This is a genomic window from Clostridium sp. TJA085 (genome assembly GCF_058310235.1).
The window spans coordinates 399,260-421,545 of record NZ_JBZEEZ010000001.1; the positions used below are offsets into that span (position 1 = coordinate 399,260).

Consider the following 22,286-nt stretch of genomic DNA (forward strand, 5'->3'; position numbering starts at 1 on the left):
AGAATACATAGCATGTCCTAAGGGTAACTTAAATATAAAGACAAAGGAGGAGAGATAATATGAAAAAAGTTATAAAATCAATAAGTTTAATGTCTAGTTTAATGCTTATTTTAATATCAACAACAATATTTACTCTTAAAGATATGCCAGATAAGATATATACAAATAATGCTATAGAAACTACTTCTATGTTTGATTCTATGAATCCATTAAATTATGTAACTTATGGTGAAGATTCTGTTGATATAAGTTTTATGGGTTTAATTCCTCTTAAGTCAGTTTCAGTTGAAAATGTTAAAGATTTAAAGTTGTATCCTGGTGGTACTAGTGTTGGTGTTAGACTTTCTTCAGATGGAGTTTTAGTAGTTGGATTTTCAGATGTTATTGTAAATAGTAATAGAAGTGAAAGTCCAGGAAAAAAATCAGAAATAGAAATTGGAGATTTAATAACAAAGATAAATGGTAAAAATATATGTACTACTAAAGAATTAAATAATTTTATAAAAACTTCAAAAAATGAAGAAGTTAAATTAACTATAAACAGAAATGGAAGTATAATAACAAAAAATGTGAAACTATTAAAAGAGAATAACGAGTTTAAATTAGGACTATGGGTAAGAGATTCAACAGCTGGAGTTGGTACTTTAACATTTTATCATGAAGAAAGTAAAAAATTTGGAGCCTTAGGACATCCAATTACCGATGGAGATACTAATACTAGATTTTCTGTTAAGTCAGGGGATTTATTAGATGCATCTATAATAAGTTTAAGAAAAGGGGAGAAAGGTTCTCCTGGGGAATTGAAGGGCATATTTACTAATGAAGAAACTCCTATTGGGAAAATAGAAAAAAATACTGAGTGTGGAATATTTGGTTTAGAAAATAAAAAGAATATAAATAATAATTTAAATGAAAAGTTACCAGTAGGATTTAGAAATGAAATAAATTTAGGTAAAGCTAAAATTATAACAACTATAGATGAAACTGGACCTAAAGAATATGATATAGAAATTATAAAAAAATTAAATCAGGAAAGTCCTAGTCCTAAAAGTATGATTATAAAAGTTACTGATGAAGAACTTTTACAAAAAACTGGTGGTATAGTTCAAGGAATGAGTGGAAGTCCAATTATACAAAATGGGAAAATAATAGGAGCTGTTACTCATGTATTAATAAATAAACCAGATGTAGGGTATGGAATATATATAGATTGGATGTTAAAAGATGCTGGAATAATAAAATAAGTAAAAAAGACAGGCAAGAAATTTTATCTTGCCTGTTTTTGCAAAATAAAGCTTCTTTAATACATTAAGTGGTATTTTTTTACAATAAATATAGACAAAGAACGATTGATAGTGTATAATTTACAAATAGTGGAATAAAAGTATAAGCTAACTTTATTAAAATAAAAACTAGCTATATAAAAGGAATTTTTAAAGAAATGTCGAATAAATTACTTGTAAGAATTAATATTTAAGTATATTCTGATATATAGTGATTGTTTTGTGGGTATATATAGAATAAAAAATGGATAAAGGGGAGAAATACATGGAAAATTCAAAAATATCTATACTTATAGCTGATGATAATAAGGAATTTTGCAGTATATTAAATGATTACTTATTAAATCAAAAAGATATTGTCGTAACAGGTATAGCAAAGGATGGAAGGGAAGCATTAACATTAATAGAGGAAAGAAAGCCTGATTTAGTAATTTTGGATATTATCATGCCACATTTAGATGGATTAGGGGTTTTAGAGAAGTTAAATAATATGAAGTTAGAAAAAATGCCACGAGTTATTATTTTATCAGCAGTAGGACAAGATAAAATAACACAACAAGCTATTACATTAGGAGCAGATTATTATGTAGTTAAGCCGTTTGATATGGATATATTTACTAAAAGGATTAGAGAAATGTTTAGTTCAAATACAAATAAAAATTTATCTAATACTTCAAGATATCAAAGTCATGATAGTTCAGTTCATTCATCAATTTCATCAAATGAACCAGTAGATTTAGAAACAGAAATAACAAGTATAATACATGAAATAGGAGTTCCTGCACATATAAAGGGGTATATGTATTTAAGAGAAGCTATAACTATGGTTGTTAATGATATGGAATTATTATCAGCTGTAACTAAAGAATTATATCCTTCAATAGCTAAAAAATATAATACAACTGCATCAAGGGTTGAAAGAGCAATAAGACATGCTATAGAAGTTGCATGGGGCAGAGGTCAAATAGATGCCATAAATAAGCTTTTTGGTTATACAATTCATAATGATAAAGGTAAGCCTACTAATTCAGAATTTATAGCAATTATTGCAGATAAATTAAGACTTAAAAATAAAGTGAGTTAAATAGCTTGGTTGAGCCAAAGTTGAAAAGGCTATAGCGATAAACATTACAAAATAGCTACTAATTTTTTAAAAAGAAGTACAATAAATATTTAGAGATAGTATTAAATATACCTTCTATTTATTGAGTTTATAAACTTGATAGATAGGAGGTATTTTTTATGCCAAGAATTAAAAGAAAAAAAGATTATATTACATATATTCAAGATTTTATAGATAGCTGTACATTAAAAGGATTAGCACCTAAAACCATAAAATCTTATTATCAATCATTAACTTTATTTTGTAAATACCTTGAAGAGGAAAAAGGAATTATGAGTATAGAGGAAGTAAATAAAGATGTCATTGAGGAATATTTACAGTTCACTAAAGAGAGAGGTAAATATAGTTATGTGGCTGATGAGAAAAGTCTTAATAAAACTTATCAAAATAATCGAAGAGATATAGGTAAAGAAATATTAGAATCAACACTTAACAAATATAAGATTATATCAATCAATAATATTCTTTTCTATATTTAAAATAAAAGGAATATTATAAAATTTAATGAGTTTATGACTTATTGTACTAATAAAAATTTAACTAAAAAATATTGAAATATTATGAAGGTACATTAAAATTATTTGTAAAATATATGTAAAATGATAAAAAGATTTTTTCACCACTTAAAGTTAAAACAAAAGATATTAAAGAATATTTAGAGTTTACAAAAAATAAAGTTAAATACTTTTAAATTAAAATTTAATAACAATAATATTATGATTAAATTTTAATTTCTATTTATATCAGACTCTAAATAATTTAAGTTCTAAATAATTTAAGCTCTTTTTATGAAAAAATCTCTAGATATATTTCAGAGATTATTCAAATTTAGTTAATTGTTATTACTCTATAACGCTTTAATTTATAAAATAAAATAAATCTTAAAAGAAATACTCGTAAATAAATAAAAAAATATATATTCTTATATAATATACTCGTAAATGATTATTAAATAGATAAGAAAAATTTAATATTTAAATAATATTCTATTAAGAATAAAAAATTATAATAATAAAGTACAAATTAATTAAAGACAATAAAGGAGAGTTAAAATGAAAAAAACTTTTATAGCAAAAATTCTTATAATAGCATCTGTTTTTACTGGTATAGTAGGAAATGTAGCATTTGCTGATCAATTTAATGTAATAACTTTAGGTGCTAATTTAACATCAAAGCAAAAAGAAGAAATGCTTAAATATTTTAATGCGAAAGAAGGTACTTATCAGTTAATAACTATAAATAATAAAGAAGAAAGAGAAGCTCTAAAAGGAATAGCTACTGAAAATGAAATAGGAAATAAAACTATATCTTGTTCATATGTGCAACCTACAGAAAAAGGTAATGGAATAAATGTTAAAACTGTTAATTTAACTTGGGTTACAGCAGCAATGATTACTAATACATTGGTTACAGCTGGAGTTAATGATGCTAATGTAATAGCAGCAGCTCCATTTCAAGTTTCAGGTACAGGAGCTTTAACAGGAATATTAAAAGGATTTGAAGATTCCACCGGAGAAAAGCTTGATAATAAGAAAAAAGAATTAGCAAATAAAGAGTTAATAGTAACAGGAAATTTAGCTGATAATTCTAGTATAGGAAAAGAAAAAGCTGCTGCTGTTGTAAATGATGTAAAAACAGAGGTAATTAAAGATAAAGCAAAAGATGAACAAGCAGTTACTAAAATAATTAATAATATAACTAATAATTATAATATAAATCTTTCTCCAGAAAATAAAAAAGAATTACAAGATTTAATGGTTAATATAGGGAAACAAGATTATAATTATGATGAACTAAAAAAGACATTAAATGAAATTGGAAACAATATAAATGAGGTATTAAAGGAGTCTGGAGAAGCTATAAAAAACTCAGGGCTTTTTGATAAAATTTGGACTAGCATAAAGAACTTCTTTAATGGATCAGAACAGAAAAATAATAATCAAAACTCAGGTATAATAAATGAAACTAACGATTCAGCATTATCAGGAAATACTGTTGTAACAAGCAATACGGAAGGAACTAAAACAGAAAATAATAATTCTAATGAAAACAGTCAATCTTCATCAAATGAAAACAATTCTAATTCAGGTGATAAAAATATTTTTGACAGTTTTGTATCATGGATAAAAGGTATATTTAATATAGAGTAAAATTTGTAAAATTAATTTAATAATTATATACTATAAATATACATTCATTAAAAGGAGAGATTATATGGACTTAAAAGAAGAAATATTAAACGAAGAACTAAAATATAAGGGGAATTTCTTAAAATTTGTAAATATAAATGTTAAGCTTCCAGATGGAAATGAAGGTAGTAGAGATGTAATAAGACATCCAGGTGCAGCTGCTATTTTAGCGTTTTTAGATGATGAAACAATATTATTAGTAAAACAATTTAGAGTAGCTTTAAATGATATATTACTTGAAATACCTGCTGGCAAATTAGAGGCAGGAGAAGATCCAAAATTATGTGCTATAAGAGAACTTGAGGAAGAAACAGGTTATAAATCAGAAAATATAGAATATTTAGGAACTATAGCTACTGGTGCTGGGTTTACTGATGAAAGAATTCATCTTTATAAAGCAACAAATCTTTACAAAGGAATAAAAGGTGGAGATGAAGATGAATTTATAGAAGCAGAACCTTACAAATTAAAAGAAGTAAAAGAAATGATAAAATCAGGTAAAATAATAGATACAAAAACAATTTCAGCATTTATGTATTTATAATTAATAAAAAGAAGTAATATTTATAATATTACTTCTTTTTATTTTACATATTTTTAGAATAAATTTAAGTTCCTAATCATAGTATTAGTTATAATACTTTAGGAGGATAGAGAGATGCATTTTTCATTAAATAAATTAAGTAAAACTTTTGAGGAACAAAAAGTATATTATTTATTAGTAATATTATTTTTTTGTGTTGGTATTGTATTAGGAGTATATGCTATAAAAAGTATGAATTATATAGATAGACAAGACCTAGCTAATTATTATACAAGTTTTGTAAATAGTATAGAAAAAAAGACAATAGATTATGGAATTTTGTTATTAGAAGTATTAAAGAAGAATATATTTTTAATAGCGCCAATAATTTTATTAAGTTTCACTTTTTTTGGAGCACCACTAATACTTGCTCTTAATTTAGTTAAAGGCTTCACATTAGGTTATACATTTACTTTTTTACTTACAACTTTTAATGGTAAGGGGCTTGGAATTGCATTGGCATCTATAATACCACAAAATATAATATATATTCCCTGTATAATAGCTATAAGTATATTAGGACTTAATTTATCAACTATGAAATTTAAAGAGAAGTTTATAAAAAGAACACCTATAAAAAATTTAATGTTGAATAAAGGTGGAGCAAATTTAATAATTGCATTGCTATGTATTTTTATTATTGGAATAATAATAGAAACATATGTATGTCCTAATATAATTAAAGTAATATTAAAAAATGTATATTTATAAATAATGGTTAGCTAATGATGTTTTAAAAAAGAAGTATAAAATATTCAATATATAAAGCAATGTTTTAGGAGAGAATAATGTTAGAAATTATAGAGAATTACAAAAGGTATTTATTAAATAATGAAAAAAGTGAAAATACAGTATATGCATATGTAACTGATGTTAATCTTTTTATTAAGTTTCTTAACTCAACTAAAAAACCATTATATACATCAAATAATAATTCAATTATAGAGTATATAAATAATCTTTTGAAAAATGGAAAATCTGAAAGATCAATAAATAGAATAGTGATTAGTCTTAGAAGTTTTTATAGTTTTTTAAAAAATGAAGGTAAGATAGATGATATTCCTAAAATATCTTATAAGAGTACAAAAACAAATAAAAAATTACCTCAAATTTTAACTGTAGATGAAGTCGATAAAATAATAAAATGTGTAGAAAAGAATGGAGTAAAAGGAATAAGAGACAATGCTTTATTAGAACTTATGTATGCTACTGGAATGAAAGTATCAGAATTAATATCATTAGATGTAGAAGATATTAATTTAGATTTATCATTTGTAAAATGTACAGATAACAAAAAATGTGAAAGATTAATTCCAATAGGACGAAGTGCTATTAGAGCTCTTGAAGAATATATATTAGTAAGAGATGAAATTGCAGAAAGTGGAGTTAATAAGTTATTTGTAAATCTTAATGGAAGAGGATTAACAAGGCAAGGGATATGGAGAATAGTAAAAGAATATTCTCATAAAGCTGGAATAAAAAAAGATGTAAATCTTAATACTTTTAGACATTCTTTTGCTGTTCATATGTTACAAAATGGTGCTAATGTACGAGCTGTTCAAAAATTATTAGGTAATCAAGTATTAACCTATATGGATACTTATTATGAAATAATAAATAGTGATAAAATTAATCTAGTATATAAAAACTCACATCCAAGAGCATAAAAATTAAATTAAGTATTAGTGGTAAATAATTTAAAAACTAGCCATACTTGGCTAGTTTTTTATTTTTCTAAAATATGAAATAAATAACAGCTTTAATTATTCTTTCTATGGTAACACTAATATCGAAGGGAGGATTTTATATGAAAAAAATATGTAGTAAATTTTCAAAAATACTTTTATTAATTATGACATTTTTAATGTTACCATTCGCACCAATACAAGCAATTGCAAATGATAAATCAGATGATAAGATGAAAATAGAAGCTAAATCTGCATTATTAATTGAACCTACTACAGGTAAAATTATATATGAAAAAAATTCAGATGAAAAATTCGCTCCTGCATCAGTTACTAAAATAATGACTATGTTACTAGCAATGGAAGCAGTTGACTCTGGAAAAATTAAATTAAATGATAAAATAACATGTAGTGAAAATGCCAAAAAAATGGGTGGAAGTACAATGTTATTAGATACAGGTGAAGTTAGAACTGTAGAAGATATTTTTAAAGGAATAGCAATAGCATCAGGAAATGATGCAGCAGTTGCAATGGCTGAATATTTAGCAGGATCAGAAGAAAGTTTTGTTGAACTTATGAATAAAAGAGCTCAAGAACTTGGAATGAAAAATACTACCTTTAAAAATTGTACTGGTTTACCAGCTGAAGGACATTTATCAACAGCTAAGGATATATCTTTAATGTCTATGGAATTATTAAAACATAACAAGATATTAAAATATACTGGAACTTACATGGAAACTATATCAGAAGGAAGAAAATCTCCAATTGAATTAGTTAATCACAATAAGCTTGTAAGATTTTTTAAAGGCTGTGATGGATTAAAAACAGGATATACATCAGAAGCAAAATATTGTATATCAGCAACAGCAACACGTGATGGAGTAAGAATGTTAAGTGTTATTATGGGTGCTCCTACATTTAAAATAAGAAATAGAGATGCAAGTTTACTTCTTAATTATGGATTTTCAAAATTTACTGGTAAAAAATTATTAGGTAAAGATGAAGAAATAGGTAAAGTATTTATGGGACCTGATACTGATAAATATTTTATTGCTAAAGCTAAAACAGATTTAAATGTAGTTGTAGAAAAAGGTTCTAAAGGTGAAATTAAAAATGAAATTAAATTTGATAACAACAAAAAGAAATATGATTCAGGAGAAATTGTTGGAAAGTGTGAAGTATATATAGATGATCAAAAAGTTGGAGAAGTTGAAATATATACAGATAGAGAAATAAGTAATCCTAACATATTCGAAAAAGTTAAGTTTAAAATTAAAAATTTAATTCCAAAGTTTAAATAATAAAAATAAAGAAGCTATATATTATATAGCTTCTTTATTTTTTAATTTAAATTAATACAATTTTATTATATAATTATAATGTTATTTTAGTTGAAAGGTGTGTATTTATGGAACTACCAAAAATAAGGGTAGCGGACTTTGAAGGTCCATTTGATTTGCTTTTGTATCTTATTAAAAAAAATAAGATGAATATATATAATGTAGAAATTTATAAAATAACAAATCAATATTTGCAGTATTTAGATACTATGAAGGAGATGGATTTAGAGATTACATCTGAATTTATAGTTATAGCTGCTACCTTGATAGAAATAAAATCAAAAAGTCTTTTACCTAAAGTAAAAAAGGTAGAGGAAGTTGAAGAAGATGTTGAAAAAAAGCTCTTAGAAAAATTAATATTATATAAAAAAATAAAAGCATCTACTGAATATTTCAAAAAAGTTTCTTTAGAAAATAATATAAGTTATTCTAAAAAACCAGAAATTATAGAAGATATAAGTGATAATAAAATCGATAATAAAGAATTATTTAAAGATTTAACTTTAATAGACCTATATAATATATATAATAAATTACTTGAAGTAAACAAAAATAAAAAAAATGATTTTAATATTATTCAAAGAAATATAAAGACAGATCAATATAAAATAGAAGATAAATATGATTATATACTTAAATCTTTAAAGAAAAATAATATAAGAAAGTTTAGTGAGTTTATTAATAAATGTGAAAATAAGTTAGAGTGTGTTGTTACATTTTTAGCTTTATTAGAATTAATTAAACAAAAACAAGTTAAAATATATCAAAGCTCTAATTTTGAAGACATAATTATAAAAGGATGTGACGGTAATGGAGAAAGTTAGTGTAGGGCAATTTGAATTTAAAGAAATATCTAGAAAAGATCCTATTAAAGGAGCTATAGAAGCACTACTATTTGTAAGTGGAGAGCCTTTAACATTAAGAGACTTAGCTATTAATTTAGAAGTAACTCCTAAATACTTAGAAGAAATAATTTCTGAATTAAGTTTAGAATATGAAATATCAAATAGAGGCATTAAGTTAATAAATATAAATGGATCTTATCAATTAGTTACAAAAAATGAATATTCAAATTATATTCAAAAGTTATTAAAGAAAAATAAAAGACAATCATTAAGTCAAGCATCTTTAGAAAGTTTATCTATAATAGCATATAAACAACCAATAACTAGAGTTGACATAGATGAAATAAGAGGTGTTAAATCAGAAAGCGCAATTCAAAAATTATTAGAAAGAGATCTTGTAGAAGAGGTTGGAAGACTTGAAGTTCCAGGAAGACCAATCCTTTATGGAACAACAAATGAGTTTTTAAGACAATTTGGATTATCTTCTATAAAAGAATTACCATCATTAGAATTATTTGAAGTAGCTGTAACAGAAGAAATAGAAGATATTAATGAATAGATGCAAAGATAATTAAAAAATAAAAGCATAGAGGGTTAATCCAACTATGCTTTTATTTTTTAATCATCAACATCTATAGTTTTAGTGCTTGCATCTATGTTTATATTAACATCTTGATTTTCTTTTTTATTTTCGCAACTACTTTGTTCTTTTTTACAGAATGTATCTTTAAATAATTCAAGAACTTGAGGTACAGTATCTACTATCCTATCATATGTATTATCTTGTTCTACTGGTAATAACCTTACTGAATTTTCTCTTACAACTAAAAATGCAACTGGTTTTACTGATACACCAGCTCCTGATCCACCACCAAAAGGATAGTCTATTTCAAAATCTGATGATACCTTATTTGGAGAATCAAATTCTGTACCACCTGATGCAAAACCAAAAGATACTTTTGATATAGGAATAATATATGTTCCATCTCTAGTTTCTACAGCATCACCTATAATTGTATTAACATCAACCATATCTCTTATATTTTCCATTGTACTTTTCATTAAATTTTGAATTGGATGTTCTTTGTTCATAAATCCCCTTTAACAGGGTTCACCTCCCTAGATTCAATTAAAGATTTTAATATTAAAACTAATATATAAATAATTTTTCCAAAAGATAAATATAATATACATTTAAGATGAATATTAATAAAAGAATATTCTTTAAATATAGGATTAATATTAAAATTTGAATTGTTAACTTTAAATATTATGCTAATGTATCTATATAAAAATGCTAAAAATGAACTTAAAATTCCATATGTAATTGCTGTTTTACATGCATCTCCTAATGAATAATCTAAACTTCCTAAAAGTTTAATGGAAGGTTTAGCATTATATTTATTTATATTTGAAAAAATATTGTTTATAAACTTTACATAATTTAAATTTAACTTTTTATTTAAATTTTTAATAAACTTATTTGGTAAATTTTTATCTTTTTTATTAGTTGATATTGCTGAAAAATTATAAAATTTTACATTTAAAACCTTATCTTCATAAAATACACTAAATTTTATTGGAATAGGAGTTAATATAATGAGCATTATAATTAATAATACAAAATTAGAAACTTTCATTTTAAACCTCCCTACAATATTAATATTCTGAGCAATTATTAGGAAAAATATACTATGAATATTAGAAAAAGATTATTTAAAAATAATAATGAGGTGATTTTATGAGAAAAATTAAATACATAATACAGGCACTTCTAATTTGTTTTATTTTAAATATATTTTCTATAAATGCTTTTGCTGATACTAATCTTAAAGTATCTGCTAGAAATGCAATAGCAATAGATAAAGAAAGTAAACAAATTTTATATGAACAAAATGCTTTTGAAATAGTTAAAATGGCTAGTACAACAAAAATACTTACTGCATTAGTTGCAATAGAAAATGGAGATTTAAATGAAGAATTTGAGATTTCAAAAAATGCAGCATCTGTTAGAGGATCAAAGGTTGGCTATAAAGCTGGTGAAAAAATAAAATTAAGAGAGTTATTATATGGCTTAATGTACAAGTCAGGTAATGATGCAGCTATAGCAATTGCAGAAGGTATTGGAGGTTCAGTAGAAGGATTTGCAGAAAAAATGAATCATTTTGCTATTGGTATAGGAATTTTAGATTCACATTTTCAAACTCCACATGGGTTAGATAAAGAAGATCATTATTCATCAGCTTATGATTTAGCAATATTATCATCAGCTGCAATGAATTATGATATTTTTAGAGAAATAGTAGGAACTAAGTCTATAAATAAAGAAAGATATGGATTTTCAAGAGATTATAATAATATCAATAAAATTCTTTGGAAAATTCCAGGAGCAAATGGAATAAAAACAGGTTATACTGGTGGAGCTGGTAAGTGTCTAGTCTCTTCTGTGAATAAGGATGGAAGAGATATAATAATAGTTGTATTAAATTGTCCAGATAGGTGGAATCAAACTGAAAAAATATTTAACTACATAAAAGATACATATTCATTTAATTTATTAAATAGTAAACAGCTAGTCTTAGAACAAGTAAATCCTTTGTTGGCACAAAATATTAGTGAAGAAGAAATAATTAAATCTTATAGTGAAGATAATACAGAATATGAATTAGAAGTATTTAAACCTTATACAAATTTAAATAAGGGAGATATAATAGGAGCATTTAAAAATAGTAAGATAAAATCAAAAAATAATAATATTGAACAACAGTTAAAATTATCTAGAAATATGAAAAGAGAAGATTTAGATAATATAATAACATTCAAATAATAAAAAAGTATGATAACACCAAATTGGTTTTATCATACTTTTTTCTGTATATTAAGAACAAAATAAATACTTAACTAATATCTTATTAGGAGAAATAAGTTTTAGGGGGAAATAATGATTAGAGAAGACATAGACTGTATTGATGCTGGGAGTGAATATTGTCCATGCAAATTAGCAGAAACGGGTGAATGTATTTTATGCTCACAATTACAAGGTAAATGCTTTTGTGATTGTATAAATTGGAAAGGAGTTTGTATATATCAGGAATTTTTTAACAATGGAAATAAAGCAAAAGAAAAAAGAGAAAAGTTTAATTGCAATATATTAGATATAAAAAATTATGATGGAAAAGTTATAGTAATTAAAATAAAAGTTACTCACAAACTAGCTTTGGATTTAATTAATCCAGGAAGTTTTGTTTTTTTATGTCCTGATGATGATAAAAATTTTGATTTTCCTATATCAATATTAGAATCTAATACAAATAATGATTGTATAACTATGGCTATAGAAATAAGAGGAATTAAAACGAAAAAATTATTAAATTTTAAAGTTGGAGATTTTATAAATATAAGAGCACCTTATTGGAATGGAATATTTGGAATTAAAAATATAGAAAAACAAGTAAACACTAATTGCATGATAATTGGAAGAGGGATAGGAATTGCTCCTATGATTCCAATATTAAGAAAATTAAGATTACAAAATTGTTCAATTGATTGTATTTTAGATTATTCATCATTAAATGAAGAATTTATAGATAACTTTGTAAGTAAATATGTTGATAGTAGTCTAAATATAAATACATTGGTAAATGGAAAATTAACAGATGAATTGAAATATAGAATATATAATAATATAGAAAAAGGAGTTAATTATATACACATAGGAGGAGCAGATATATTGACATATAATATTATAAATTATTTGCATGAGTTAGGAAAAGATGAAGTACTATTATCTTGTTGTAATAATTTTAAAATGTGTTGTGGCGAAGGAGTTTGTGGAGCATGTACAGCTAGATATAAAGGTCATAAGGTAAAAAGATTTTGTAAAATCCAAACAAATCCTAGAAACATATTTGAAGAAAGGAGATTAATATGAAGGTAGTTATAATAGGTGGAGGTTGGTCTGGGGTTGCAGCTGCTATTACAGCTAAAAAAGCAGGTGCAGATGTTCATTTATTTGAAAAAACTGACTTACTTCTTGGACTTGGTAATGTAGGTGGGATAATGAGAAATAATGGAAGATTTACTGCGTCAGAAGAATTAATTGCATTAGGAGCAGGGGATTTAATTAAAATTACTGATGATTGTGCAAGACATAAAAATATAGAGTTTCCAGGTCATAAACATGCTAGTTTATATGATGTAAATTTAGTAGAAGGATTAGTTAAATCTCATTTGAAGAATATGGGTATTAATTTATATATGGAAACTAGGGTTAAGGATGTAGAATTTAAAGATAAATTAATACAAAAAATAGTATTGACTGATGATACATGCATAGATGGAGATGTATTTATAGAAACAACTGGATCAACTGGACCTATGGGAAATTGCTTAAGATATGGTAATGGATGCTCAATGTGTGTATTAAGATGTCCAGCATTTGGACCAAGAATTAGTATAAGTGAAAGATGCAATATTGAAGATATAAAAGGTGAAAGAGCAAGTGATGAATTAGGGGCCTTTTCTGGGTCTTGTAAATTATCAAAAGATAGTTTATCAAAAGAAATAGTAAATGAATTAAATGAAAAGGGAGTAGTAGTACTTAAAATACCAGAAGAAGATGTAAATTATAATAAGTTAAGTAGTAAAGTTTGTCAGCAATATGCTTTAAAAGAATTTGCAGAAAATATTATCTTGTTAGATACTGGACATGCCGTGTAAGTAAAAGGACAACTTATCAAGCTGCCTTTTACAATTACTATCTAAATTTGAAGAACTTATTTCTTCAATAGATCCAACAAAGTTTATTTTTATTTTATATTTATCATCATCTTCTTTATAATAATAAATACTATCTATTAATGCATTTATTATTTGTTTTTGTTCTTCATGACTAATTTTATCAATAAAGGAACATTTATTCAATAAAGATTCTATAAAAGATATTTCTAGTGATGAATTTTCTATTTTAATTTTTTCTTTATTTAAAGTTTCTATTTTATTTTCTATATCAATACATTCTTTCTTTAATATTGAGATTTTCTCAAATAATATATCTGTTAAAAGGTTTTTATCATCATGAGCAAGTTTATCTACTAAAATATTAATTTGTTGCTTTTTATCTTCTAATGATTTATTTAAAGAAAGTAACTCTATAGATTTATTTGCTTCTTTTTTATATTTTATTTTTACAGAATCTATAAACTCTTTTTTATTATAACTTAAATCTTTTAAGGATTTTAAAACTAAATGTTCTATTTTAGATAACTTTACATTATCAATACTACATAAAGCTTTTCTTGATTTTTTCTTTAAAGAGCATACATAATAAAATAGTTTTTCTCCAGTTTTAATTGATGTTTTTCCATGCTGTAAAATCATACGGCTACCACAGTTGCCACAATATAATTTACCAACAAGTAGAGCATTATGAGTTTTACCTAATCGAGGAAATGTAGACTTATTTTTATCAAATTGTAATTGAACTTTAAGCCAAAGTTTATCATCTAAATATCCAATTATATTACTTACAGAAGCTATACGTTCAGATATATCTTTATTTGCTTTGGTAAGTTTACCTTTTTTAACTACACTTTCAGTTTTATTATAAGTTAGTAGAGAGTGAATATTATCTGGTTCACCATATATAGTCCAGTTATTATTTTTAAGATAAGTAGTTACGTTTTGTGTTGATTTAACATATATAGGATTTTGTAAAATGATTTTCAATGTACTTTTTTCAAATAACTTTCCACTATGAGATCTTATGTTATTTTCATGAGTATATATTTCTAATTTATGAAGGCTGCCAAGCTCTAAATACTTTTCATATAAAAATTTAACAAACTCAATTTCTTTTTCATCATGCTCTAATATAGTTTGTTGTCTTTTAATCCCATTATCATCTAAGTAAAATGTTTTTTTAGATTTAAATCCTACTGGTATTTTACCACCTGTCCACTTACCGTTCTTAGCCATCTCAAGCATATTATCTTTAATACGTTCAGCTATAGTTTCTCTTTCTAATTGTGCAAATACAGAAGCAATATAAATCATAGCTCTACCCATAGGAGTTGAAGTATCAAATTGTTCTTTTATAGAAATAAAATCAACTTTATATTCTTGTAAAGTATCAAGAACAGAAGAGAAGTCAGAAACATTTCTACTGATTCTATCTAATCTATAGCAAATTAATAAATTTATCTTTTTATGTTTAATATCTTTCATTAACTTTTTAAATTGAGGTCTATTTATATTTCCACCACTAAATCCTTCATCTTCATAGATAATGAATTCAACATCTTTAGAAATAAAGTTTCTAACATGTTCTTTACACATTTCTATTTGATTTTCTATTGAATCACCTTTACCAGTAAACTTTGATTTTCTTGAATATATAGCTACCTTTTTCAAATTAATCCCTCCTTATAAAATTATATTGTAAAGTATTAAAATTTATTTACGAACGTACGTTCTTTAAGGCTTTAAAATAATCACTAGAAGTCTTGAAATTTTTCAATGACACCTAGTGGATTAAATCTAATTATATAGTTATCTATTTCATACCAATTTTCATATTTTATTTCATAATAATCTAAAGCACTTTGAAGAAATCCTTCTGTAATATTTAAATATTCAGCTAATTCATATCTATTTCTAACACCAATTTTAAAAGCATTTATTATATCTAAAATTCCAACTAATTTTTTGTAAGCCAATTTTCTCGCAAATAATTCCTGCTTTCTATTAGATATATCATTTTCATCTATTATATTTCCATAAGTAGTGTAGTGATGCCCGATTTCTTCAGCTAATATACAATTACGTTCATTATTAGTCTTTAAATTTGAATCGAGTATTATTTTACCGTTTTTATATAAGCCTTTTAATCCGTAAGATAAAGGAAGTTCTTTTATTTTTAATCCATCCTTTTCAGCTTCAATAATTAATTCATCATAGGTCAAAGCAATCAATCCCCCTTTTAAGGATTACCATTCATCATCATCAAATAATGCATCTATATAATCTTTAAGCAATTTTACTTTTTTAGGTGTTAGATTTTTATCTTCTAAATGTGCTGCTATAGTTTCTATTTCTTTTTCTTTATACGATTTTTCTTCTTTATTAAGTTCAGGAATATCTATTGATTCATTTTCTGATAGTAGATATTCAACAGTTGTATTTAAGGTTTTAGCTAATTTTAATAATGTATCATTACTAGTACCTTGTTTATTTGCTTCAATCATTCCTATTGTTGATCTACTAACATTAATAGATTTTGAAAGCTCTTGCTGAGTCATACCTAGTTCTTTTCTAAGTTTTTTTATTTTATCACCTAACATAACAATTCACCTCATATGACAATTTTATCATAATTAATGACAAAAACAATAGGCAATTAAAGAATTTCAAAGAAATTTAAAGGAATAGAGAGTTTATTTAAAGAAATGTCATTATTTATGACTTAAAGATATTTGGTTTTTGTCGGTTATTATGACATAATAAAGACAAGCTAAGACAAGTTAATCACCTAACATAATAAATTAGTAAAGGAAGTGATATAGATGAAGTTAACACCAATTAAATTAAGAAGAATTAATGCTGGCTTTGAAACAGAAGAAGCAGTAAAAGCTTTAAATATAAGTAAAAGCACTTTTTATAAATTAGAACAAGGGAGAACTAGTCCTAGTGCTCAACTTATAGCAAGAATGGCTAGAGTATATGCATGTAAAACGGATGATATTTTTAAAGATCTAAATATTACAGGTTAAATAGTAACAAAATTTTATATAAATCATAAAATATATAGAAAAAATTTTAGGTGTGATTTTATGGCAAAGAAAATTTATGAGGTTGAATTAAACTTTCCTAAAGATATGGACAAGCTAGAAAAACATATGGCAAATATTTTAGCAGACATAGTGTATAAAAAGTTTGGACCAGAAGGAAGTATGAGTATAGCCGAAGGATTAGAAAAGAGATTAGATTAACAAATGATGTGGAGTAATCCACCATATATTTATTAACATAATTGAACATATGTAAGGAGGAAAAGTAATGGAACAAGTTTTAAGAAAAGGAACTGATTTGGTTAAGAAACAATTGATAAAAGTTACAACTAATGAGGATGGTAAACAATTAGTAAGTGCAAAAGAATTATATTTAGGATTAGGACTTAATAAAGCAGTATGGGCAAGATGGTTCAATACTAACATAGTTAAAAATGATTTTTTTAAAGAAGGAATAGATTGGATAGGGGTTCAACAATATGTTGAAGGTAATGAAACAACTGATTTTGCAATATCTTTAGAATTTGCAAAACATTTAGCAATGATGGCAAGGACAGAAAAGTCACATCAATATAGAAATTATTTTATTGAATGCGAGAAAAAAGCTAATGATCCATATGTAAATATAAGTCCAGAACTTAAGTCAATTTTAATGTTAGATAAGAAAACATTAGAAATTGATAACAGAGTTACAAAATTAGAAAATACTATGACTATTGATTATAGCCAACAAGAAGAATTGAACAGTTTAGCAAGAAAAGTTGTAGTACAAGCATTAGGTGGTAAAGATACACCAGCATATAAAGAGCTTAACAAGAAAGCTTTTAGTCAAATTTGGAAGGACTATAAAAGAGTTTTAGGAGTTAATTCTTATAAGAATACAGCAGTTAAGGATTTAGATTTTGCTAAAAAGATATTAAGTGATTGGAAGCCAAATAGAGAGCTTGAATTAATGATTAAAGGTGCTAATAGCCAAATTAGATTTAGAGGTGATAATTAATGCACTTAATGAAGTATCTAATAATATCAATTATAGCTTTATTACAGATAATAACATTTTGTATAGCATCAAGTAAGTATATAGTATCAAACAATAAAAGAGATAAAATTGAATACTTAATAATAGCTCTAAGTGGATTAATAGGATTTATATTATTTACTAATCCAGTAGTACTTTTATATTAATTTTTAGGAGGAATAAGAAATGTGTAAAAAAATATTCAAAAATCTTACAGAAGAAAAAATTGAAAGAATTAAAAATGAATTAGTTGGATTGGATAGTTCAGAATGGAACTATATAAAAGGTGGAATAGATATGTATTTTAATAAGAAAGCCGCCAACTTAAAAATTGACGACTTGACTATAGTAGATACTTATTTAAAAAGAGGATATTAAGAATCTACTACTTGAATAAACATTGGGTGTATGCGATAGTCCTTACCTAAGTAATGGATATGAACATAATCTAACTGATACATTGTATGTTCTTCTTCTTTTTTTAAAGGACTCCAAATTTCCGCATTTTCTTCCCACCATATTGTAGGAGATTGAGCATTAGAGCCAACTTTACAGTTTGGATCATCACATAAGTTAACCCAGTTACCTATTAAGCAAGCGTAAATGTTTTTCATATTCACACCACCTTTCATAAATATTTCGTACAAGCCGATAACCTAATTATAAAACTATTAATAAAAGAAGTGTGTCGAATAATGGCATGTATTAAAGTAAAAATTTTAGGAGGATTAAAAAATGAATAAAAAAGAATTATTTAGACAAATAGAAGATCTACACCATAATATTAAAAATTATAAAAGTGTAGAAAGTACAGAAGATGATGTAAAAGCTTTAGAAGAAGTAATGGATTTAATAATGCTTGGAGCAGGAGCTTTTACTACAGATGAATTAATAAGTGAACTAATGAAAAGAGAGGGGACATTAGTTTTAGAAAAGGTAATCCAAAACTTAGATGATGGAGCTGTAGGCTAATGAAAGGCGAGTTAAACTATGATAATCAAGGCAGGATAGCCTACACAGAAGGATTTCATAGTAAAACAGGTGAGTTGTGGAGTGATGAAGATTTATACTATTTAATAAACTGGTATGAAAAATAAGTGCTGCTGAAATGAGTTTAGCATTAGAAAGACCAGAAGCATCTATAAGGTCTAAAGTTTGTAAATTAAGAAAGAAAGGACTGATGTAGTAATGATTAAATTTATAAGAAGTCTTTTAGGTTTGGGAATGACTAAAAAAGAAAAGGAAAACTTCATAAAAACTATAACTTTGGAGGATTAATTTATGAGAGATATTTTAGAAATTACAATAGATCTTTCAAATATAGTGCAAGATAAGGCAGAAATAACTGGTGAAAATATTAATGATTTAATTCAGATAAAAATAAAGAACCTATCTGTAACCGACCAAAGTAAACAGATAGGATCAAAAGAAATTACTTTTAATAATATATTATCACCAGAAACAGATTTAGACAATGGAGAAGTTATGACATTGGGAATGGAAAAAACAATAAAGGAGTTGTAAGTTATGGATTTACCAGATTGTTCTTATGACTATAGAGAATTAGAAAATGAGGAAATAGAGATAGATACATGTAGTGAATGTGGTTGCAGTATATATCAAGGAGAAGAATATTACGAGATTGGTGGACAAGTTTTATGCTGTGACTGTATTTATTACTTTAAGAAAACAGCAGAACTACAGGAGGTTTAGTAATGGCAGAAGAAAAGAAATTGAATATATTTCAAAAGATACAGATAGCAAGAGTAGAGCTTCAAAAAAAGGATCTTAAAAAAACAGGTCACAATAAGTACTCTAATTATAAATATTTTGAACTAGGAGATTTTCTACCTTATATAAATGAAATTTGCAATAACATAGGACTTTATACCGAATTTAAATATGGTGAAAAAGAATCGTTTCTTTATGTAATAGATTCAGATAATCCAGATATTAAAAGAGAGTGGAGTACACCAGTAGAAGTAGCACAATTAAAAGGATGTAGTACTATACAAAATATTGGAGGAACACAAAGCTTTGCTAGAAGATATTTATATATGATGGCTTTTGAAATAGCAGAATCAGATGTGATAGATTCTGGTGAAATAGATGAGGAAGCAGCATTTGCTAGTCAAAAAATAAGTAAAGCTCATGTATTCACTATAAATAAATTAATAGCAGAAACTAAAACAGATATTAAAAGCTTTTTGACTTGGGCTAATGTTGAGAAAGTTGAAGATATAACAAATGATATGTTTAATGAATGTCTTAAGAGTTTCAAGGAAAAGAAAGCAAAGTTAGAAGAAAAAAAGAAAAAAGACATTGATTTGAAAAAACAACAGGAAGAGCATCAGAAGGAATTAGAACAACATCAAGAAGATTTTGATTTTTAGGAGAGTTGAGAAATGAAAGAGATACAAGTAAATAAGCAATTACCAGTAATAACAATGAACTTTGAGGAAGTAAAAGGATCACTTCAAGAAACAATGAAAAAGTATGAAGGGATTATAGTTACAGAAGAAGGCTTAAAGGACTGTAAAGCAACTCAAAAAGATTTAGCAAGTCTTAGAAATAAGATAGATGCTTATAGAAAAGATGTTAAAAGAGAAATGGAAGTACCTATAAAAGAATTTGAGAGTAACTGCAAGGAACTTATTAGTCTCATATCAGAGGTGGAGAAACCAATAAAAGAAGGTATAAAAGTTTTTGATAATAAACGTAAAGAAGAAAAGAAACAAAAAGTGTTAGAAATAATTAATGCAGCAATAGAAAATTTTGAATTAGAAAAAGATTATGCAGATAAATTAGGTTTAAAGGATAGCTATTTAAAATTAACTGGAAGTATAAAGAGAATTAAAGAAGATGTTGAAATGAGAGCAATGATGCTTAAAAGAGAACAAGAAGATAAGAAAACAAGAATTAAAATGCTTGAAGTTGCAGTTAAGAATGAAATTGATAGAGTAAATGAAAATATTAATACAAAGTTAGATTATAAGAAATTTGAAGTATATGTATTAAAAGATTATCCATTAGAAAAGATTTTTAATGAAATAAATAAAGAAGCTGACATTATATTAAAAGCAGAAAATAATACTAAGCAAGAAATCAAAGAAGAAAAAGAAACTATTCAAGTACCTTTAGATTTTTCTAGTAAGAAAGTTGAAGCTCCTAAGAATGAATTTAAAGAAGATAAATTCTTTGTAGATGTTTATGTAGAACATAATTTTGATATGATCCAATCTTTAAGCAAGTTCTTAAAAGAAAATGGATATAATTATGAGGTTCACAATAAAGGAAAAGTTAAATAGAAAAAGGTGATTAATTTGGATAAGTCTTCAAAAGGATTTATAAAACTAGATAGAGCCATCTTTGAACATTGGATATTTCAAGATGCAGAAAAATTTAAAGCATTTGTGGATCTTATCCAATTAATGAGATGGAAAGATGAAAAGTTAATAATAGGCAATAAAGTTATAGAAATTCCTAGAGGAAGTTATTACACTTCCGAATTAAAATTAGCTGAAAGATGGGGTTGGAGTAGGAATAAAATAAGGGACTACCTTAAGTTATTAGAAAGTGAAGGAATGATAATCAAAAAAGGTACAACAAAAGGAACAATGTTAACCCTTGAAAACTATGACTTTTACCAAGGTGATGGTACAACAGAAAAACAACAAAAAAACAATGAAAAGGACATCAAAAAAACATCAGAAGGTACAGCAGAAAAACATCAAAAAAACATCAAAAGGTACACAAAAGAAGAAATTAAAGAATATAAAGAAATTAAAGAAGTTAAAGAAGTTAAAGAAGGGGAAGAAAGGAAAGAAGATATACCTAAACTTGAACCACTATCCTTTCCAACTCCGACCTGTAGAAAAATTTATAGCTTATTAGGAGAGAATGATTATAGGTTTTTTATGAACTCTAATATAGAAGAAAATGAAAAGATTATATCTATAAAAACAGAAAATGATATAGATAAAAAAATAATATCTGGTTATATACCTAGAATAGATTGGCAACTAGATAAAAGAATAGAGGTGATTTGATGAAAATATGTGAAGTGTGTGGCTCTAATCACTTAGTAGAAGTTCATCACATAATAAAAAGAAGTCAAGCTCCTGCATTAATAGATTGCAAATATAATTTAATACCATTATGTTGGGAGCACCACAAAGGTAATTATGGAATTCATGGTATATATGGACATGAATTAGACCAAGAGTTAAAGAAAAGATTACAAGATAATTTAAAATTAATGTTTGGAGCAAATATTTATTATACTAAAGAACAAATAAAAGAAAAACTAAATATAAGTTTAAAAGAAGTAGACAAGCTTTTAAAGACTTTATTACCAAAAGATGATAAATATGTTGGAGAAGATATTATAAGGGCTTGTATGGGTGGTAAATTAATTCTGTGAGGTGTAT

Annotated in this window: 31 protein-coding genes and 1 pseudogene; 26 read left to right on the top strand and 6 right to left on the bottom strand. The window is 25.4% G+C overall.

Translation table 11 applies throughout. The features are described 5' to 3' along the window. Positions 1–59 precede the first annotated feature (59 nt). The 10 genes from spoIVB to scpB all read left to right on the top strand — a co-directional run bounded on the left by spoIVB (position 60) and on the right by scpB (position 9,610). Positions 60–1,244: a SpoIVB peptidase gene (spoIVB, locus tag AC4FQW_RS02080; RefSeq protein ID WP_491146954.1), complete on the top strand. Its 1,185-nt coding sequence runs from the start codon at positions 60–62 to the stop codon at positions 1,242–1,244. 304 nt (positions 1,245–1,548) lie between these two features. Next, a complete protein-coding gene (gene spo0A, locus AC4FQW_RS02085) occupies positions 1,549–2,367 on the top strand; it encodes a sporulation transcription factor Spo0A (RefSeq protein ID WP_303130436.1) in 819 nt (272 codons plus the stop codon). A gap of 158 nt (positions 2,368–2,525) precedes the next feature. After that, the gene (locus AC4FQW_RS02090) at positions 2,526–2,885 is read left to right on the top strand and encodes a site-specific integrase (RefSeq protein WP_491146955.1); all 360 of its coding nucleotides are present in this window, start codon (positions 2,526–2,528) and stop codon (positions 2,883–2,885) included. 573 nt (positions 2,886–3,458) lie between these two features. After that, on the top strand, positions 3,459–4,556 hold the full coding sequence (locus AC4FQW_RS02095; protein WP_491146956.1) for a DUF1002 domain-containing protein: 1,098 nt from the start codon (positions 3,459–3,461) through the stop codon (positions 4,554–4,556). A 64-nt stretch (positions 4,557–4,620) separates the two neighbouring features. Then, the gene (locus AC4FQW_RS02100; protein ID WP_303130811.1) at positions 4,621–5,139 is read left to right on the top strand and encodes an NUDIX hydrolase; all 519 of its coding nucleotides are present in this window, start codon (positions 4,621–4,623) and stop codon (positions 5,137–5,139) included. Between the two features lie 114 nt (positions 5,140–5,253). Further along, on the top strand, positions 5,254–5,889 hold the full coding sequence (spoIIM, locus tag AC4FQW_RS02105; RefSeq protein WP_303130813.1) for a stage II sporulation protein M: 636 nt from the start codon (positions 5,254–5,256) through the stop codon (positions 5,887–5,889). A gap of 77 nt (positions 5,890–5,966) precedes the next feature. Further along, complete coding sequence (locus AC4FQW_RS02110; protein WP_303130817.1) at positions 5,967–6,845, top strand: tyrosine-type recombinase/integrase; 879 nt, start codon at positions 5,967–5,969, stop codon at positions 6,843–6,845. A gap of 140 nt (positions 6,846–6,985) precedes the next feature. Beyond that, positions 6,986–8,167, top strand: a complete 1,182-nt coding sequence (locus AC4FQW_RS02115; RefSeq protein WP_491146957.1) for a D-alanyl-D-alanine carboxypeptidase family protein — start codon at positions 6,986–6,988, stop codon at positions 8,165–8,167. Between the two features lie 107 nt (positions 8,168–8,274). Continuing rightward, on the top strand, positions 8,275–9,030 hold the full coding sequence (locus AC4FQW_RS02120; protein ID WP_491146958.1) for a segregation/condensation protein A: 756 nt from the start codon (positions 8,275–8,277) through the stop codon (positions 9,028–9,030). After that, the gene (gene scpB / locus AC4FQW_RS02125; RefSeq protein ID WP_303130821.1) at positions 9,017–9,610 is read left to right on the top strand and encodes an SMC-Scp complex subunit ScpB; all 594 of its coding nucleotides are present in this window, start codon (positions 9,017–9,019) and stop codon (positions 9,608–9,610) included. The genes AC4FQW_RS02120 and scpB overlap by 14 nt, the downstream gene beginning before the upstream one ends. A gap of 59 nt (positions 9,611–9,669) precedes the next feature. On the opposite strand, the gene ytfJ is transcribed toward scpB, so the two are convergent. Further along, positions 9,670–10,143: a GerW family sporulation protein gene (gene ytfJ, locus AC4FQW_RS02130; protein WP_303130824.1), complete on the bottom strand. Its 474-nt coding sequence runs from the start codon at positions 10,141–10,143 to the stop codon at positions 9,670–9,672. Continuing rightward, complete coding sequence (locus AC4FQW_RS02135) at positions 10,140–10,691, bottom strand: DUF2953 domain-containing protein (protein WP_491146959.1); 552 nt, start codon at positions 10,689–10,691, stop codon at positions 10,140–10,142. The genes ytfJ and AC4FQW_RS02135 overlap by 4 nt, the downstream gene beginning before the upstream one ends. Before the next feature lie 101 nt (positions 10,692–10,792). Between AC4FQW_RS02135 and AC4FQW_RS02140 the strand changes: the two genes are divergently transcribed. The 3 genes and pseudogenes from AC4FQW_RS02140 to AC4FQW_RS02150 form a co-directional block, all read left to right on the top strand. Next, positions 10,793–11,878, top strand: coding sequence for a D-alanyl-D-alanine carboxypeptidase family protein (locus AC4FQW_RS02140; protein WP_303130830.1), 1,086 nt, complete (start codon positions 10,793–10,795; stop codon positions 11,876–11,878). A 114-nt stretch (positions 11,879–11,992) separates the two neighbouring features. Continuing rightward, positions 11,993–12,982, top strand: coding sequence for a sulfide/dihydroorotate dehydrogenase-like FAD/NAD-binding protein (locus AC4FQW_RS02145; protein ID WP_303130833.1), 990 nt, complete (start codon positions 11,993–11,995; stop codon positions 12,980–12,982). Continuing rightward, positions 12,979–13,764, top strand: a pseudogene (locus tag AC4FQW_RS02150) (FAD-dependent oxidoreductase); the annotation flags it as partial. The gene AC4FQW_RS02145 and the pseudogene AC4FQW_RS02150, both read left to right, overlap by 4 nt. On the opposite strand, the gene AC4FQW_RS02155 reads toward AC4FQW_RS02150, so the two are convergent. The 3 genes from AC4FQW_RS02155 to AC4FQW_RS02165 all read right to left on the bottom strand — a co-directional run bounded on the left by AC4FQW_RS02155 (position 13,747) and on the right by AC4FQW_RS02165 (position 16,391). Next, a complete protein-coding gene (locus AC4FQW_RS02155) occupies positions 13,747–15,462 on the bottom strand; it encodes a recombinase family protein (RefSeq protein ID WP_491146960.1) in 1,716 nt (571 codons plus the stop codon). The pseudogene AC4FQW_RS02150 and the gene AC4FQW_RS02155 sit on opposite strands and share 18 nt — an antisense overlap. Positions 15,463–15,545: 83 nt before the next feature. Continuing rightward, positions 15,546–16,013: a hypothetical protein gene (locus AC4FQW_RS02160; protein ID WP_491146961.1), complete on the bottom strand. Its 468-nt coding sequence runs from the start codon at positions 16,011–16,013 to the stop codon at positions 15,546–15,548. A gap of 24 nt (positions 16,014–16,037) precedes the next feature. Beyond that, positions 16,038–16,391 (bottom strand): helix-turn-helix transcriptional regulator, encoded by a 354-nt coding sequence (locus AC4FQW_RS02165; protein ID WP_491146962.1) that lies wholly within the window; start codon positions 16,389–16,391, stop codon positions 16,038–16,040. A 222-nt stretch (positions 16,392–16,613) separates the two neighbouring features. Between AC4FQW_RS02165 and AC4FQW_RS02170 the strand changes: the two genes are divergently transcribed. The 5 genes from AC4FQW_RS02170 to AC4FQW_RS02190 all read left to right on the top strand — a co-directional run bounded on the left by AC4FQW_RS02170 (position 16,614) and on the right by AC4FQW_RS02190 (position 18,234). Then, positions 16,614–16,820, top strand: coding sequence for a helix-turn-helix transcriptional regulator (locus AC4FQW_RS02170; protein ID WP_491146963.1), 207 nt, complete (start codon positions 16,614–16,616; stop codon positions 16,818–16,820). 60 nt (positions 16,821–16,880) lie between these two features. Beyond that, positions 16,881–17,039: a hypothetical protein gene (locus AC4FQW_RS02175; RefSeq protein ID WP_491146964.1), complete on the top strand. Its 159-nt coding sequence runs from the start codon at positions 16,881–16,883 to the stop codon at positions 17,037–17,039. A 67-nt stretch (positions 17,040–17,106) separates the two neighbouring features. Continuing rightward, complete coding sequence (locus tag AC4FQW_RS02180) at positions 17,107–17,838, top strand: ORF6C domain-containing protein (RefSeq protein ID WP_491146965.1); 732 nt, start codon at positions 17,107–17,109, stop codon at positions 17,836–17,838. A gap of 8 nt (positions 17,839–17,846) precedes the next feature. Then, the gene (locus AC4FQW_RS02185) at positions 17,847–18,023 is read left to right on the top strand and encodes a hypothetical protein (RefSeq protein ID WP_491146966.1); all 177 of its coding nucleotides are present in this window, start codon (positions 17,847–17,849) and stop codon (positions 18,021–18,023) included. Between the two features lie 19 nt (positions 18,024–18,042). Then, complete coding sequence (locus tag AC4FQW_RS02190) at positions 18,043–18,234, top strand: hypothetical protein (RefSeq protein ID WP_491146967.1); 192 nt, start codon at positions 18,043–18,045, stop codon at positions 18,232–18,234. Here the strand turns inward: AC4FQW_RS02190 and AC4FQW_RS02195 are convergent. Continuing rightward, on the bottom strand, positions 18,231–18,470 hold the full coding sequence (locus AC4FQW_RS02195; protein WP_491146968.1) for a hypothetical protein: 240 nt from the start codon (positions 18,468–18,470) through the stop codon (positions 18,231–18,233). The two genes, AC4FQW_RS02190 and AC4FQW_RS02195, sit on opposite strands and share 4 nt — an antisense overlap. 121 nt (positions 18,471–18,591) lie before the next feature. On the opposite strand from AC4FQW_RS02195, the gene AC4FQW_RS02200 reads away from it, so the two are divergent. The 8 genes from AC4FQW_RS02200 to AC4FQW_RS02235 all read left to right on the top strand — a co-directional run bounded on the left by AC4FQW_RS02200 (position 18,592) and on the right by AC4FQW_RS02235 (position 22,279). After that, positions 18,592–18,828 carry a hypothetical protein gene (locus AC4FQW_RS02200; protein WP_491146969.1) on the top strand — a complete coding sequence of 79 codons (237 nt, stop codon included), beginning with the start codon at positions 18,592–18,594 and terminating at the stop codon, positions 18,826–18,828. After that, a complete protein-coding gene (locus tag AC4FQW_RS02205; RefSeq protein WP_491146970.1) occupies positions 18,828–18,953 on the top strand; it encodes a hypothetical protein in 126 nt (41 codons plus the stop codon). Before AC4FQW_RS02200 ends, AC4FQW_RS02205 begins: the two co-directional genes overlap by 1 nt. Positions 18,954–19,137: 184 nt before the next feature. Continuing rightward, positions 19,138–19,380 carry a hypothetical protein gene (locus AC4FQW_RS02210; RefSeq protein WP_491146971.1) on the top strand — a complete coding sequence of 81 codons (243 nt, stop codon included), beginning with the start codon at positions 19,138–19,140 and terminating at the stop codon, positions 19,378–19,380. 3 nt (positions 19,381–19,383) lie between these two features. Next, positions 19,384–19,569 (top strand): hypothetical protein, encoded by a 186-nt coding sequence (locus tag AC4FQW_RS02215; RefSeq protein ID WP_491146898.1) that lies wholly within the window; start codon positions 19,384–19,386, stop codon positions 19,567–19,569. Positions 19,570–19,571: 2 nt separating this feature from the next. Beyond that, complete coding sequence (locus tag AC4FQW_RS02220) at positions 19,572–20,249, top strand: ERF family protein (protein WP_491146899.1); 678 nt, start codon at positions 19,572–19,574, stop codon at positions 20,247–20,249. A 12-nt stretch (positions 20,250–20,261) separates the two neighbouring features. Beyond that, positions 20,262–21,164 carry a DUF1351 domain-containing protein gene (locus tag AC4FQW_RS02225; RefSeq protein ID WP_491146972.1) on the top strand — a complete coding sequence of 301 codons (903 nt, stop codon included), beginning with the start codon at positions 20,262–20,264 and terminating at the stop codon, positions 21,162–21,164. A gap of 15 nt (positions 21,165–21,179) precedes the next feature. After that, positions 21,180–21,905 carry a hypothetical protein gene (locus AC4FQW_RS02230; RefSeq protein ID WP_491146973.1) on the top strand — a complete coding sequence of 242 codons (726 nt, stop codon included), beginning with the start codon at positions 21,180–21,182 and terminating at the stop codon, positions 21,903–21,905. Beyond that, entirely contained in the window at positions 21,905–22,279 is a 375-nt protein-coding gene (locus AC4FQW_RS02235; protein WP_491146974.1) for an HNH endonuclease, read from the top strand. Before AC4FQW_RS02230 ends, AC4FQW_RS02235 begins: the two co-directional genes overlap by 1 nt. Positions 22,280–22,286: the final 7 nt, after the last annotated feature.